Genomic DNA, 15,429 nt, shown 5'->3' with positions numbered 1-15,429 from the left:
TTTTTCATGAGTTAAGGAAAAAATTCTCCAAAAATAGCGTAATGAAACTAGTATACCAGTATTTAAACTTAACTTCAAAGAAAGGATAAGGAAAGCTGGTTGAACAAAAAAAGTCAAGCCTGTCTATGACAAAGCCTGCTCTTTTCCTATTAATTTTTTTGTACCTATTTTGTACCTATACAGTGGCTAGCTTATTTTTTAAGTTTGAAGACTAAGGTGCTGAAAGCGTGAAGACTATTCTTACCTGGTGAGAAAGAGGCATCACTTGATAGTATCAACTGAGAGTCTTTTTGTTCTTTTAATATGTGATCAGAATTAGTAAACATAAGCTGATAGGTTTCTTGGTCTCGGATAAAATAACTAAGAAAACCAGAATGTCTTTCAGCAGTTAGCCCAAATACATGATTTCTAATCTCTTCAAAAGAAGGGTATGAAAATAGAGTGCTTTTAGTTTTTAAGGCAATTAGCTTTTTTACAAACCAAATGGTTTCTGCTTCCTGGCTTATCAAATTCCAATCCACCTGATTAACGATATCAGGTGCTTTATAAGAATTCATTGCTCTTTTATGGTCATCAACTGTGACTTCCTTGTTTTTACCAGTAGCCACTAGTTTAGTCCGCAAAAATTCTTGCCCTATCTGCATAAAACTAAGACCTTGGGTCAAAAGATTCATGGCATTTGCTAACTGGACACGTTTCCTGTGAATACCCTTGCTATCATTTGGGTGCAAGACCCAGAGTAAATCATTTAAATTATAATTATCATGAGCTTCAACATAGTTGATTACCTGGTCTGGACTCACATAATCCACCAAGTCCCTACTACCTAAAAGAGCTTTAGAAACCGTATCTTCACAGGGCATCCCCGAAACAAAGCCTTCTTCTAACATTCCAAAAATTTCTGCTCCCTTAATGGCATTTCGCTGATCATCATTAAAAAAGCCAATTCTTGGCATCCGACTGGCATTTGTTTTTTTAGCCTTATCCTCAGGTGCAAGCCCATGGCCCATATCCCAGCCTTCCCCATATATTAAGATTCTCGGGTCAAACTTATCAACTTCTTGTCTAATCTGATTCATGGTCTCAATATCATGCAGGCCCATTAAATCAAAGCGAAAACCATCAACATTGTATTCGTTTAACCAATAAAGTACCGAGTCAACCATATATTTACGGAACATTTCTTTTTCGCTAGCTGTTTCATTGCCACAACCTGAACCATTTTGAAAAGAACCATCAGGATTAAGTCGGTAATAATAATCTGGAACGGTTAATTGAAAAGCTGAATCCTTGGAAGAATAGGTGTGATTATAAACCACATCAATAATAACATTCAAACCTGCATCATGATAGGCTTGAATAGCGCTTTTTAATTCCAATATTCTTGTTTCAGGCTTATGGGGATTACTCGTAAAGCTAGCTTCTGGAACATTATAGTTTTCAGGATCATAGCCCCAGTTATAAGCATAATTACCAGATTCATCTATTGTTTGATGGTGGTCAAATACTGGCTGCAATTGAATATGGGTTACTCCTAAGGACTTAATATAATCAAATCCCGTAGTATCTCCATACTGATTTTTTGTATTAGGCTCAATTAAACCTAAAAATTTCCCTCGATTTTTCTCACTCACCCCAGAACTTTCAGATGTTGAAAAATCTCTTACATGCATCTCATAGATAACTGCTTGATTAGGGTTATCCAAGCGCCAAGTGGCTGCTTGTCCGTGCTTGACTGAAAAGCCTTCAGGCACACGGTTTTCCTCAGCAAGAATGATAGATTTTCGTCCATCAGCACTCGAAGCTATGCTATAAGGATCCCTGCTGTCTGCAAAATGACCATCTTGATAATGGACACGGTAAGAGTAGGCCTGAAAATTATAGTTGCCCTTAAGCGAAAGTTCCCATAGTCCCTGCGTGTTTTCCAAGTGATTATCTGGATTTTCTTTCTTACCCCTTTGCATAGGAGAAATAAGACTAATCTCAGAATCCTTATCAGCAGATTGATAGAGAATTACCTCTATACTTTTTGCAGTAGGTGCCCATAAGCGAAAAAGTGTCTCTTCTGGCTTATAACGAAAACCTAACCAACCAGAAAAGCCCCACTTCTTGTCAAAAGCTTGACTATTAAGAACCATGTCAAAGGCATCTGCTTGTCTCTTGCTATAAAATGGACTAGCAATAGCTGCCTGTCGACTATAATAGAGATTGCCATCACCTTCTAATAACCACATTTCCTGCTCAGTAGAATTGGTTTGACACTTGATCTGATAAGCTCCTAGCTTGTGTCCCGATGACTTACTCTTAAAACTTAAATAAAAATCAGTCAAACAATTAAAAGGAGCACAATGAAAAGTAGCTATAGCTCCAAAACTATCAGAAGTTGAAAAATAAAGTTCTTTATCAGCTTTCTTGTCTTGTAACTGCCACAAACTTAAATCATCATAACTATCTTTTGAACTATGATAATGGACAATAAACTCATTGTTCATTATTTAGGAATACCTCCACTTTTTTCTTCTAAGCCTTCTACTTCATGGGCAAATTTTTGAGCAATTTCTTCAATTATTGGTTCATCTTCACTAATACCATAGGCATCATCTGAAATTAGGTCCCGATTAGCAAAAAAGGTGATATGATTTTTCAAATTTTCTAGTGTAATGGGAGCATCACCTCCATACTCTCCATCAAGGTTAATCATCATACGGCTATCCGACTCAGGTTCAATTGTTATTTTACTGGTTTTTATATATTCAATGCGACGATCGGTAATATGTTTTCCTCCGTCAATTACCAGTCTTAGGAGGTGGACGATTTCAAATAAATTAGCTGTTTTTACCAAGATTAAGGTAAATTGTCCATCATCTAATTTAGCATCTGGGGCAATCATTTCAAAACCACCCACAGAGTTGGTTATGGCAGCAAAAATCATTGATACCTTACCTTCAAAAACACCATTGTCATGACTAATCTTAACAGGAACATTTTTGACCCGGGGTAAAAGTTCAACACCTTTTGCTAAGTAAGCTAAATAACCAAACATTGTCTTTAATTGACTAGGAACACTGTAAGTAAGTTCTGTTAAACTACCTGCTGCTGCGATATTGATAAAATAAGAATCTTGCCTTGCCTTGCCAATGTCCATTCTAATCGTTTGATTTTTTCCTATTAATTGAGCTGCCTTAATAGGATTTCCTCTTGGAATTTTTAGAGCTCTTGCAAAATCATTAGTCGTTCCTGTTGGGATAATGGCCATTTTAGGACGTTTTTTTAAGGGAGCAATGCCACTTACAACCTCATTAATGGTTCCATCTCCACCTGCAGCAATAACCAGATCAAAGCCAGCCTCTGCAACCCGCCTTGCTTCATCACGTGCTGAGTTGGCTTTGGCACTTGTTTGAAATGCAGATGTTTCATAACCCAAGCCTTCAATTATGGTTAAAACATCAGCTACATTCTTTTTAATAATTTCTTGGCCTGATGTTGGATTATAAATTAACCTTGCCTTTTTTTGTTTTTTCATCTCTTCACCTCACCAACTATAAATTAGCTAACCAATTTTCTGTTTGAATCTCAATACCTAGACTTCTTGCCTTGTCTAATTTGGAACCCGCATCACTACCTGCAATTAATAGGTCTGTTTTTTTAGAAACACTAGAGGTTACCTTGGCTCCTAAAGATTCTAGTTTCTCTTTTGCTTCATTTCGTGTCATTTCTTCAAGCTTGCCAGTCAATACTACTGTTAAACCATATAATTTAGCAGTCTTATCAAGCTTTTTGCCCAAATAATCTAGATTAACAGCTTGAGATTTTAATTCTGAAATCAGTAGCTTAACTTCTTCTTTTTCAAAATAATTAAAGACCGAATTAGCGATAACACTTCCCAAACCATCTATTTGGGCAATCTCTTCTTCTGAAGCGTGAAATAGAGCCTCAATACTACCAAAACTTTCTAAGAGTAAACGGCTTGCTTTTGCCCCAACATGCCTGATCCCTAAACCAAACAATAATTTATCTGCTGAGTTTGCCCTGGAATGGTCAATAGCATTTAATAATTTTTCTGCTGATTTTTCTTTGATACCTTCTAGAGCTAGTAAATCTTCTAATTGTAACTGGTAAATATCAGCTACATCTTTAATCAGATTGGCCTCATAAAGTTTTTTTACAATAGCTGTTCCCAGTCCTGAAATATTCATGGCATTTCTACTTGCAAAATGTTCCAAGCTTCTTTGAATCAAACTAGGACATAGAGGATTAATACAGCGAAGAGCAACTTCATCTTCTAAATGCACAAGTTCACTCTGACAAGACGGACAATACTTAGGAATCTCTAAAGGTTTTTGCTGGCTCCTCTTATCACTAACTACCCTCAAAACAGCTGGAATGATATCACCAGCCTTATAAACAATAACACTGTCACCAATCCGAATGTCTTTTTCAGTAATATAGTCAACATTATGCAGGGTAGCCCGACTAACTCTTGTCCCGGCAAGCTGAACAGGACTTAAAATAGCAGTTGGCGTGACAACACCTGTCCTACCAATCGTCCATTCCACATCCAAGATATCTGCTTCTTTTTCTTCTGCAGGAAATTTGTAGGCAATAGCCCATCTAGGAGCTTTGACTGTGAAGCCAAGCTCTTCTTGTACAGCTAGTTTATTGACCTTTATGACAATCCCATCAATATCATAGGAGAGGTCTTCTCTTTTTACCTCAATATCCTGAATAAAATGCCAGATAGCTTCCATCGAAGAGGTGATCAGACGGCTTTGATTAACAGCAAATCCTAGCCTATCTAGCTTCTTAAGAACTGCTTCTTGACTTGTCTCTGAACTTGGACTAGCCTCTTGATAAAGAAAACTTGCTAGATTGCGTTTTGCTACCTTTGATGTATCTAACTGCCTTAAAGTACCCGCAGCCGCATTTCTGGGGTTTGCAAACTCTGTCTCCCCATTTTCTCGCCTTTCCTCATTTATGGTCTGGAAAGACTGACGAGACATGTAGGCTTCGCCTCTGACGGTAATATCAATTTTAGAGTCTAGCTGATGAGGGATATCTTTGATTTTTTTGATATTCTCCGTAATGTTTTCGCCAATGCTACCATCACCACGAGTAGCACCTGTTACTAAGTTTCCTTTTTCATAAGTTAATGAAATAGACAAACCATCAATTTTTAACTCCGCGATATACTCAACATTTGGAAATTCTGTTTTAATTCTTTTATCAAAAGCCAATAATTCATCATAAGAAAAGGCATCTTGCAAGCTATACAATAAATAAGGGTGTTGAAATTTCTCAAAACCAGACAAAATAAGCCCCCCCACAGCCTGTGTAGGACTATCTTTTTGAATAAAATCTGGATACTGATCTTCTAAGGTCACCAACTCTCGGTAAAGAGCATCATACTCTGCATCTGTGACCGTAGGATTGTCATTAGTATAGTAAGCTTGACGGTATTTGTTTAATTGTGCTGTTAAGTCTTTAATACGATTTTTCATATCCTTATTCTATCATATTTCACGGCAAATGCGTGCCTGCTTTTCTTATCTTTGAAAAATTAAAAAGCCTCCCTAATAGAAGACTTGTAAAAAGACAATTTAGTTATCAAAAGCCAATCCTTATTGTTCTAGGGAGATACGTTTTGACAACTTATCAATGATAATAGAACCAATCAAAAGAGAAATAAATTCCCCAATTGCTGTGCTAAACCAGGTTAGTAAAAAAGGTGCCCCAAAAAAGCTTAATTCAATAGCGACTGTAATCATTGAGATTGCAAAAAAGACAGAAAAGTAGACAAAGGCTTTATTCAATAGGCCATTGAAAAAATAATCTTTTTGATATTTTTTGAAAAGTAAAACACCCAAACTAACAAAGATTAGAGTTGAACCTCCGCCTACCAAAACATCAATTAGACCAAAACTATAGAGATTAGCTATCATACAGCCAATGGTCACTGAAATAATGTATTTCTTATTATAAAAAGCAAGAAAATTTAGCATCTCAGATACCCTGATTTGATACATTCCATAAGAAATAGCATTTAGAGGTGGGGTGATGGTTAATACAATATAAAGAGCTGCAACTAGTGCCACTTGTACTAAATCACGAACAGAATAATGTTTCATTTTTTCTCCTTTGACCTGGTAGCTAGTTATTCTTCTACAAGGTGTGAAATATGCTTGGTGAAAGGGAACTAAGCACCAAGGGTTGCCTGGCAACTAGTTCATTGTAACATAAATTCTAAAAGAGCAACAGTGAGAAAAGAGCCTTTTAGACCTACATAGCACTCACATAAGCCATAATGACTTAGTCTAAACTATCTCAAATAAGTTTCTGCTTTAAAGTTCAAAAATAAAAACACCTTAACCTTTACTGACACTACCTTTGAGAAGTAATTATTCTACAAGAGTTAGTATGAGTAAGAAAGGGTTAAAGTATTTTTTATTTAACTTTCATAATACGGATTAGATTTGCCCGTTCAGATTCTTCAAGTTTTAATTCTATATAATGAATTGTTGCTTTCAATTGAGGAATAATAGAGTATTCTAAACCATTGACACGACGACGTGTTTTTTCAATTTCATCAGCCATTAACTGACAGGTTTTTTCTACCTCAGCCAATCTTAATAGATCATCAAAGAGACCCTGCATTTTTTGAATAGTACTATCCATTTCACTATTTGAAGCTACAAAACTATAGGATATTTCTTTATTACTATCTTTCTTAAAATCCTTAGTCTGTAGATGAAATTTAGGAGTGTCAACACTCATCACGTTTTCTACTTCAATAAAAAGCTTAACCTCTTGCAAAGGAATGGCAAAGAGTTCTTCCACCATCAAGTCATTTTCTAAAGATTTCGCCAGAACAAAATCCTGCATATTGGAAACAAGAGATTTTTCTAGGCTACGCCTTAGTTTATCATTTTCTCGAATGAGTTCAACATAGCGCCGCATCAATTCATCACGCTTGTCTTTTAATAATTTATGGCCTCTTGTCGCAGTTTTTAGACGATTTTTTAAATTATTAAGTTCCATCCGAGTGGGTCTAACATTTAATCGTTCCACAAATACTACCTCCTTTCTCTTCTAATAAAAATCTAGATACTTATCCTAAGATAAATTAACCATTTTCATTCTTATTAGTTTTTGGTAGGTAGTGATCCAACATATCATCTTTGATACGTTTAAGTTCTGTACGTGGTAAAATAGCTAGCAATTCCCAACCTAAATTAAGACTTTCTTCAATACTACGATTAGTGTAAAATCCTTGATTAATATACTCTTCTTCAAAACGGTCTGTAAAAGTTACATAGAGTTTATCAGTTTCGGATAATGCTGAGTCGCCTAAGACAATAGATAATTCCTTAGCTTGCTTCCCCTGTGCATAAGCCGCAAATAATTGGTTCATTGTTGCAGCATGGTCAGCACGGGTTTTCCCTTCACCAGATCCCTTATCCTTCAAACGTGAAAGAGAAGGAAGGACATTAATTGGTGGACGATAGCCACTATTATATAAGTCTCGAGATAAAATAATCTGCCCTTCGGTAATGTAACCTGTTAAGTCAGGAATAGGATGGGTAATGTCATCTTCTGGCATGGTTAAGATTGGAATCTGCGTAACCGACCCTTTTTTACCAATTAATCTACCTGCACGTTCATACAGAGTGGATAAATTAGTATAGAGATAGCCTGGATAACCACGACGACCTGGAACCTCACGACGGGCTGCCGAAACTTCACGAAGTGCTTCACAATAATTTGTCATGTCGGTCATAATAACTAAGACATGCATCCCTTTTTCATAAGCTAGATATTCTGCTGTAGTCAGAGCAATCCGAGGTGTGGCAATCCTTTCAATAGCTGGGTCATTAGCAAGGTTTACAAATAGCACAGAACGATTGATAGCTCCTGTCTCACGCAAATCTTTCATAAAATATTCAGCTTCTTCAAAGGTAATTCCCATAGCCGCAAAAACCACGGCAAAATTCTCATCAGAATTGAGAACAGTAGCCTGTCTAGCAATCTGAATAGCCAGTTCATTATGGGGCAATCCAGAACCAGAAAATACAGGTAATTTTTGGCCACGAACCAAGGTATTTAAGTGGTCAATAGCAGAAATCCCTGTCTGGATGAATTCATCAGGATAATCACGCGCCACAGGATTGATTGCTTGGCCATCAATATCCAAATATTTTTCTGGAATTAAATCTGGACCACCATCAATTGGTTTTCCCATACCATCAAATATCCGACCAACCATATCTTCTGACACAGCTAATTCTAGTGGTCGTCCAGTAAAACGAACCTTGGTCTTTTTGAGGTTAATCCCACTGGAACCCTCAAACAACTGAACCATGGCCTTATCTTCATGAACCTCTAAAACCTGCCCTTGACGAATCTCACCATTTTGTAAGGTAATTTCAACCAATTCATTATAGTGGACACCACTAACCTGGTCAACAATCATCAAGGGACCTACAACCTCACTAACAGTGCGGTATTCTTTAAGAACAGTCATTCTACATTCCCCCTTTTTCTAAGACCTGATGAATATCTGCTTTAATTTTCTGTGAAAGGTTACGAATGTCTGCTAAGTTTTCTTCCGCAATAAATTTGCTACGAGCAATCTTATCCCGAACTTCTTCTGTTCCTTCCATAATCTCTGTTAAATAAGCCCCATATTCTAATGCCTCTTTAGCTTGGTCACTAAAATACAAAATATTACTTAACATAGCCTCTTGCTTTGCAAAAGAACTAAAGGTATCTACCGAATCAAAAGCATTTTGCTGTAAATAATCCTCACGCAACTGTTTAGCTACAATCATAGTTAAACGATCTTTTTCTGATAAGGAATCAATCCCTACTAAACGTACAATTTCTTCTAAACTTGATTCTCTTTGTAGAATATTCATTGCACGCGACACCTTGCTAGCCCAATCTGAATCCATTTCCTTATCAATATACTGACCAATCTCATCTTTATATAAAGAATAAGAAGTCAGCCAATTAATAGCTGGGAAATGGCGACGTTGTGCTAATAGGGCATCCAAGCCCCAAAAGACCTTGACATTACGAAGCGTATTTTGAGTAACAGGTTCTGAAATATCACCCCCTGGAGGTGAGACAGCCCCAATTGCTGTGATGGTACCTTCACGCCCTTCACTACCTAGCGCAATGACACGACCAGCACGCTCATAGTATTCTGCAATACGACTACCTAAATAAGCAGGATAACCTTCATCACCAGGCATTTCTTCCAGACGGCCTGACATTTCCCGAAGGGCTTCTGCCCATCTTGATGTAGAGTCGGCCATGATTGCAACAGAATAGCCCATATCACGGAAATATTCTGCAATGGTTATACCTGTATAAATAGATGCTTCCCGCGCAGCTACAGGCATATTTGAAGTATTAGCAATTAAGACTGTTCTCTCCATAATGGATTGTCCTGTATTTGGGTCAATTAACTCAGGAAATTCATTTAGAACGTCAGTCATCTCATTACCACGCTCTCCACAGCCTACATAAATAACAATATCAACATTGGCAAATTTTGCAACCTGGTGTTGAACAACTGTTTTACCAGCACCAAAAGGCCCCGGAACAGCGGCAGAACCACCCTTAGTAACTGGGAAAAAGGTATCAATAACCCGTTGACCAGTAACCAAAGGTTCAAGTGGAATTAATTTTTTGGCAACAGGTCTAGCACGTCTGACAGGCCATTTTTGCATCAAAGTTCCCTTATAAATAGTCCCGTCAGCCTTTTCGATTTCATAAACAGTATCTTCTACCTTAAAGTCACCTGACTCAATAGATTTCAAGGTACCTGATACCTTAAAAGGCACCATAATATGATGTTTAATAACACTTGTTTCCTGAACATATCCTAAGATATCGCCTGCTACAACTTGACTTCCAACTGTCATGCTTGGATGAAAGGCCCACTTACGCTCACGGTCTAAACTATGGATATTGACTCCACGAACCAAGAAATCACTTTCTGTTGCTGTCTTGAAGCGATCAAGAGGTCTTTGAATACCATCAAACATTTCTGAAATAAGCCCGGGACCCAATTCCACAGATAAGGGATCTCCTGTAGTGACAACGGGTTCCCCCGGACCAATGCCTGATGTTTCTTCATAAACCTGGATTGAAGCTTTATCATGTCGCATTTCAATGATTTCTCCGATTAAACCAAGATCTCCAACCCGACAAATATCCTGAATATTGGCTTCTGACATTTCTGAAGCTAATATAAGGGGTCCTGAAACTTTAACTATCTTTCCTTGATTCAAGTTCTTCCTCCTTTAAATGACAAGCACACTATTTTTAACTCGCTTAAAATACTGCACTTTCTTCTTGACTACTTTTCTTGTAATATATTTTGTCCTACTGCTTTTTCAACATTCTCTTGAATTCTTTTTAAACCAATACCCAAGGAACCTTTATGAGTAGGAATTAAAATAAGAGCTGGTTTAACCTGCTTATCATAATAAGCAATAGTGTCTGACATTTGCTCAGCCATATCCTCTGTTAAAAAGATAACACCAAAATCATCATTTGCTAATTGTCTAAGCTTGTTAATAGCATCTTGGACCTCTATAACTGCAAAGGTCTGAAATCCTAGCATTCGAAAAGGAAGAATGGCATCACGGTTACCAATGACACCGATTTTATAGGTTTTATTGGCCATATATTGGTCTCATCCTTTCTTTAATCAGATTTCTAGGTAGTTGATTTGCAAGAGCTGATAATATCAGCCGTAAGTTTTGGACTTCAAATTCCTTGCCAAGTAAGAAACGAGCTAAAGGATAAGGGCCTTCAACAGTGTATCTTGCCTTATCAAAGAGTTGAAAAATAAGATAATCTCTGACATATTCTAACTCTACTATTGTAATAGTGGCTTGATCGATCTTGTCACTAAATGGTATTGTTTCAAAGCCGAACTCATCAGTTCTGATACTATTAAACCAGTTTTTTAAATCAGCTTCTACCTCTCTTATACCAAACTGATGACCAGAAAAAACGGCATCTTCATAGATCAGTTGCTTTATAAAGCCTTGGGACTTTTGCATGGCATGGGCCCTTTTAATAGTAATAAAGTTATAAAGGTCGATTATCATTGACACCGCCTTTTCAAAAGTAGGGTCATCTAAGTCTTTTGCAATAGCTTTTAAGTGTTTAAAATAGGCTAAATCTGCTCCAATTTCGATGACTCGAATATCTTGGTAATAGTGATATTCTTCCCAGATTTCCTGAATTTCTGAAACAAGAATTTCAGGTAAATTATCTGATTTTAAGCTAGTCACAAAATTTTCTAAAGTTGCTAAATTAGCTCTCCCAATTGGGATTAAGAGGGATTGTAAGTCCTTTTTAGTAGCCCTCATTTTTAAGAGAACTTTTAAATTATGATAGGTATACCGTAAACTGAATAAATCAACAATCTCTGGAGATGGTGATTCTTCAAAAGCCCAAGCATAGACCTTAACGAGATGGTTCATTAGACAAGCTTCCAACTTGTCTAAATCTTCAATATCTTCTATTGTGAGATGATAAGGACTTGTTTGTAATAGATGTGTTAAGAAAGCTTTATCGTCTGCCTTGAGTATTTTCTCAAATTGCTGGGGACTAATAAATTCTTTCTCCTTAATACTAATACTTGTGTTAATCTGGGAAAATTGGCTAAAATCCATAGTAAACCCCTAACTTTCTGTAAAAAGTACATGGGAAATACGTGCACTTTCTTCCTTAAAAATAGAGCCTAGAAGGTTAGAATAAAGATAAGTATCATCTACTTGATTGATAGAGACAATAAAGCCTGCTTCTTGAGCTATAGTATCAGGATTAAATGTTAATTTTGGGAAAAGTTCCCCAAGCTGAGCTAAATCCTCCTGACTCAATTTTTCTTTAGTCATCTCTCCCAAACTCACCTTGATATCCTGGTCCTGATAGTTGGTAAAGACCTTTTTCATAAAAGCTAACTCTTCTTGCTTGCTGAAAGCTTTCATTCTATTTAAAGCCGCATCAAATAAGTCTTTTAAGGCCTCTTGCTTCATCAAAAGAATCCTCTGGCGCTCTTTATTTGTAATTTCTTGAACCTCAACCTTGAATTTATCTTGCATAGCCTTAAGTTGACTTTGTCTGCTTGCCTCTAATTCAACCAACAAACTAGCCTTTTTCTGACTAAATTCTGCTTCTATTTTTTTTCTAGCAGTTTTTAGAATGACCTGTCCTTCTTGCTCAGCACCTTCAAGGATATCACTTTTTAGTTTATTTAAATCACTCACATGGAATTCCTCCTTTTTAACAATTAGCTTTGTTTAAACCCAAGCCCCTCTAAAAGCTGGATTTAGGTGTACTGACAAATAGCTTAACCTACTCGTAGTGTTAAAATGAAAGAAACAACAAAGGCAAGGATAGCATATGTTTCTACCATGGCAGCCAAGATAGCACCCTTCATAAATTCTTCTGGGCGTTTAGCAAGAATTTGCATACCTGCTACTGCTACATTTCCCTGATGTTTAGCTGAAAAATAACCAACAATTGCAATAGGTAAAGCAACAAAGAAATAAGCTAAGCCTTTTTCTACAGAAAGATCTGGCGTTAATTGTAACCAAATCAAAATACCGATAACAAAACCATAAAGACCTTGTGTACCAGGCAAGAGTTGTAAAATAAGGGCAGAAGCAAACTTTTCAGGTTGTTCCTTCAAAAGTGCTGCAGCTGCTTGCCCTGCCTTACCAACACCATAAGCCGAACCCATACCACTAAAACCAACAGCTAAAACAATCCCTAAAGCCGCAAAGAATGCACCACCATGTGCTGTAAAGTAACTTGCTAAATGTTCCATATTATTTTTCCTCCAATTGTGTTTCTGAATGAATTTTGACATATTTTTCTGCTAATTTTAAGGGTTGGAAAGCCTTGCCTCCACCTTGATAAAATTTTCCGAAAAATTCAACAAAGATAAGACGTGCTCCATGTACATATCCTGATAACAAGGATAAGAAAATATTAATCACATGTAAAAGGATAAAAAGAAGAATACCAATGCTAAAGCGACCGATAGGTGGGAAAATACCAACAATTAAGTTAAAGGCCGAACCAATACTAGCACCTGATAAGCCCAAAGCCATCAAACGGGTAAAGCTGACCAAGTCTCCCACATAACCACTAATATTATATAAGTTATAAAGGCCACTTCCTAAACCTGCTAGACTCTTAGCCTTAACAAGTGATACTACTAAAATTCCTATGGCATTTAAGATAGCCAACCATTTTCCAATAGTAACCAAGATGCCGAAGCCTGGTAGGGTCATGCCAAGCGCCAACATTAAAATACCTACTAGGATCAAAGACCAAGAAAAGCCTGAATTGTAAGCTTCTGCATAGTCTTTCATCTTGAGATGCTGCAATCCACCAAGTAAGAGCCCCACAATTACCGTTACAAAACCAAATAGAACCGACAATATCAATATAGTCATAATATCTGTTTGAGTCGATAAAAGAGCTACTGGTAAATTGAAACCAAGGAAGGAACCATAGATTAGCCCCCACAAGGAGACAGCGACACCAAGTATATTAAAGAATTTAATAAAGCGCTTACTTGATGTCTTGAGATTAAAGTAACGAAGGGCTAAAAAGGTTGATAGAAAGAGAATTAAACCATAGCCCAAATCGGCAACCATCATTCCAAAAAAAGTGAAATAAAAAGGTGCTAAGATAGGAGTTGGATCCTTCTCATAATATTTTGGTAAGGCATACATTTCTGTTACCAATTCAAAAGGTTCAATCAAGGGATGATTATGAAGCTTAATAGGCACATCTTCCCAATCCTTTTGGTCAACATCACTTTCTAAAAGATAGAGCTTATCTCCAAACTCTCTATCTAAAATCTGCCTGAGTTTTCCAAGATTGCGACTTTCTATCCAAGCTTCCAAGGCAACTAGATGGTCGGTACTAGCAAGCTTTTCCTTAGCTTTTTGACGCAGGTATTCACTCAAGACATAATCTGTCTCTATTTGTAATTTTTCAAGCAGAGCCTGTGACACTTGCAACTGATTTTTTAAATTATCTCTTTGGCTAGTCTTGTCAGCTATCCTATCCTGATTGGTTTTTATCATAAGACTAGGTAAAGAATCATACTGATAGTCAAATAACTTAAAATGATAATCTTCCAGAGAAATCTCTTTCTTTTTATCCCAAAAGAGCATGAGACCATATTCAGTCTCTGTGTGAAAGATTTCCTCGTAGCTAATATTAGGATCCTTTTTCAGCTTCTGATAGTAAGCATCATCTGTCGTACTTGGGATTGTCCCAATAAGAACTGAAATAAACTTATAGTTAGCAAAGTCTTGAGGTAAATGAGATAAATTCTTCCATTTCTCTAATTGCTGACCTTCTTCTTGTAAGTTTTCCAGCTGAGCTTCTAGGGACTTAAAGCATCTTATTTTCTCTTCTAAGTCCTTCAAGATTGCCCTTGCATCTGCTTGCCGCGCAGCCATTGTAAAGTCATCAAAAGATAAGCTGACATCTGCTTTTTTTAAGTTAGCAAGTTTACCTGCTTTAGGGATAAATTCCGATAGTTTAGCGATACCATTTTCTAATTTTTCTTGTTCCAGTAATAAGTTTTGAAAGACTTCTTGTCCAACTAAACCTTTTTCTGAATCATTGATATGGCTAATAATCTGGGGCAAACTGACCTTTTTTTCTGAAAAAGCCTCTTGCCAGTCCTCTAGCTGGCTTAGGTTTCTAACCTCTAGCAAATGACTCTTTTGCAGCACTTGCAAAACCTGATCTAGATAATCCTTCCCAAAGATAAGGGAAAGTTTTTTCATTTGACTAATGGCCATATGTCTCTACCACCTTGTCCACAATCTGATTGACAAGTTTATCTTTTTTATCAGCTAACAAGGCCTGCATATAAGCTTCATTCTTGTCAATCTTTTCCTTTGACTCCCTTTCGAGCTGAGTCTTCTGGGCTGAAAGTTCTTTTTCCTTAGCTGCTAGTAAGTCCTTTGTTTCCTGCTCATAGCTTTGTCGGATGGCTTCAAGCTCAGCCTTACTTGCAGCAGCTAATTCTTCTTTTTGTTTCTCATAACTGTCATAAATAACCTTTGCTTCTTCTTCAATGGTATTCATAATTGATAAAATCGACATAGCCACTTATTAAACTCCTTTTTTATATCTATAATACACTAATACCAATTACTATTATATGAAAAACTTAACACTAACTAAACTTTTTAGACAAGAACTTGTCTAAAAATCATTGTCTAGAGAAAAAGAATACCCACCAATTACATCCCTATCAGTTAGATATTTATGTCCATTTTAGGGAGGCAATTAAGGATGGGTTTCTTGTCATCTTCAATTTTCTATTAGGCTGTGAGATTTGTCAGCTAATAATAGTAATATATAGTTGTGAAG

General features: G+C 36.8%; 13 protein-coding genes and 1 riboswitch. All 13 genes read right to left on the bottom strand.

Translation table 11 applies throughout. The annotated features are described in order from the left end of the window. Positions 1-191: 191 nt before the first annotated feature. Entirely contained in the window at positions 192-2,492 is a 2,301-nt protein-coding gene (gene pulA, locus A3GU_RS0101605; RefSeq protein WP_018365789.1) for a type I pullulanase, read from the bottom strand. Further along, positions 2,492-3,523 (bottom strand): diacylglycerol kinase family lipid kinase, encoded by a 1,032-nt coding sequence (locus A3GU_RS0101600; RefSeq protein ID WP_018365788.1) that lies wholly within the window; start codon positions 3,521-3,523, stop codon positions 2,492-2,494. Before A3GU_RS0101600 ends, pulA begins: the two co-directional genes overlap by 1 nt. Before the next feature lie 16 nt (positions 3,524-3,539). Beyond that, positions 3,540-5,498 carry an NAD-dependent DNA ligase LigA gene (gene ligA, locus A3GU_RS0101595; protein WP_018365787.1) on the bottom strand — a complete coding sequence of 653 codons (1,959 nt, stop codon included), beginning with the start codon at positions 5,496-5,498 and terminating at the stop codon, positions 3,540-3,542. Between the two features lie 120 nt (positions 5,499-5,618). Beyond that, positions 5,619-6,125, bottom strand: a complete 507-nt coding sequence (locus A3GU_RS0101590; RefSeq protein ID WP_018365786.1) for a QueT transporter family protein — start codon at positions 6,123-6,125, stop codon at positions 5,619-5,621. Continuing rightward, a riboswitch (PreQ1 riboswitch) is annotated at positions 6,123-6,236 on the bottom strand. Its footprint overlaps the gene before it by 3 nt. Before the next feature lie 205 nt (positions 6,237-6,441). Next, a complete protein-coding gene (locus tag A3GU_RS0101585) occupies positions 6,442-7,065 on the bottom strand; it encodes a V-type ATP synthase subunit D (RefSeq protein ID WP_018365785.1) in 624 nt (207 codons plus the stop codon). A 55-nt stretch (positions 7,066-7,120) separates the two neighbouring features. Beyond that, positions 7,121-8,518: a V-type ATP synthase subunit B gene (locus A3GU_RS0101580; protein WP_018365784.1), complete on the bottom strand. Its 1,398-nt coding sequence runs from the start codon at positions 8,516-8,518 to the stop codon at positions 7,121-7,123. Position 8,519: 1 nt separating this feature from the next. After that, positions 8,520-10,295, bottom strand: a complete 1,776-nt coding sequence (locus tag A3GU_RS0101575; RefSeq protein ID WP_018365783.1) for a V-type ATP synthase subunit A — start codon at positions 10,293-10,295, stop codon at positions 8,520-8,522. 68 nt (positions 10,296-10,363) lie between these two features. Beyond that, complete coding sequence (locus tag A3GU_RS0101570) at positions 10,364-10,693, bottom strand: V-type ATP synthase subunit F (protein ID WP_018365782.1); 330 nt, start codon at positions 10,691-10,693, stop codon at positions 10,364-10,366. Beyond that, entirely contained in the window at positions 10,683-11,693 is a 1,011-nt protein-coding gene (locus A3GU_RS0101565) for a V-type ATPase subunit (protein WP_018365781.1), read from the bottom strand. The genes A3GU_RS0101570 and A3GU_RS0101565 overlap by 11 nt, the downstream gene beginning before the upstream one ends. A 9-nt stretch (positions 11,694-11,702) precedes the next feature. After that, positions 11,703-12,287, bottom strand: coding sequence for a V-type ATP synthase subunit E (locus A3GU_RS0101560; protein WP_018365780.1), 585 nt, complete (start codon positions 12,285-12,287; stop codon positions 11,703-11,705). An 83-nt stretch (positions 12,288-12,370) separates the two neighbouring features. Continuing rightward, positions 12,371-12,850 (bottom strand): V-type ATP synthase subunit K, encoded by a 480-nt coding sequence (locus A3GU_RS0101555; RefSeq protein ID WP_018365779.1) that lies wholly within the window; start codon positions 12,848-12,850, stop codon positions 12,371-12,373. A 1-nt stretch (position 12,851) separates the two neighbouring features. Next, positions 12,852-14,852, bottom strand: coding sequence for a V-type ATP synthase subunit I (locus A3GU_RS0101550; protein ID WP_018365778.1), 2,001 nt, complete (start codon positions 14,850-14,852; stop codon positions 12,852-12,854). Further along, the gene (locus tag A3GU_RS0101545) at positions 14,842-15,159 is read right to left on the bottom strand and encodes a hypothetical protein (protein WP_156812681.1); all 318 of its coding nucleotides are present in this window, start codon (positions 15,157-15,159) and stop codon (positions 14,842-14,844) included. Before A3GU_RS0101545 ends, A3GU_RS0101550 begins: the two co-directional genes overlap by 11 nt. Between the last annotated feature and the right edge of the window lie 270 nt (positions 15,160-15,429).

This window comes from Streptococcus didelphis DSM 15616, assembly GCF_000380005.1.
GTDB lineage: Bacteria > Bacillota > Bacilli > Lactobacillales > Streptococcaceae > Streptococcus > Streptococcus didelphis.
This window is presented reverse-complemented; position numbering and strand designations above follow the sequence as displayed.

Coding starts and splice junctions, on each gene's coding strand:
- A3GU_RS0101570 (WP_018365782.1), bottom strand. CDS start 10,693: ATGGCCAATAAAACCTATAAAATCGGTGTCATTGGTAACCGTGATGCC.
- A3GU_RS0101600 (WP_018365788.1), bottom strand. CDS start 3,523: ATGAAAAAACAAAAAAAGGCAAGGTTAATTTATAATCCAACATCAGGC.
- A3GU_RS0101565 (WP_018365781.1), bottom strand. CDS start 11,693: ATGGATTTTAGCCAATTTTCCCAGATTAACACAAGTATTAGTATTAAG.
- pulA (WP_018365789.1), bottom strand. CDS start 2,492: ATGAACAATGAGTTTATTGTCCATTATCATAGTTCAAAAGATAGTTAT.
- A3GU_RS0101590 (WP_018365786.1), bottom strand. CDS start 6,125: ATGAAACATTATTCTGTTCGTGATTTAGTACAAGTGGCACTAGTTGCA.
- A3GU_RS0101555 (WP_018365779.1), bottom strand. CDS start 12,850: ATGGAACATTTAGCAAGTTACTTTACAGCACATGGTGGTGCATTCTTT.
- A3GU_RS0101580 (WP_018365784.1), bottom strand. CDS start 8,518: ATGACTGTTCTTAAAGAATACCGCACTGTTAGTGAGGTTGTAGGTCCC.
- A3GU_RS0101550 (WP_018365778.1), bottom strand. CDS start 14,852: ATGGCCATTAGTCAAATGAAAAAACTTTCCCTTATCTTTGGGAAGGAT.
- A3GU_RS0101545 (WP_156812681.1), bottom strand. CDS start 15,159: ATGTCGATTTTATCAATTATGAATACCATTGAAGAAGAAGCAAAGGTT.
- ligA (WP_018365787.1), bottom strand. CDS start 5,498: ATGAAAAATCGTATTAAAGACTTAACAGCACAATTAAACAAATACCGT.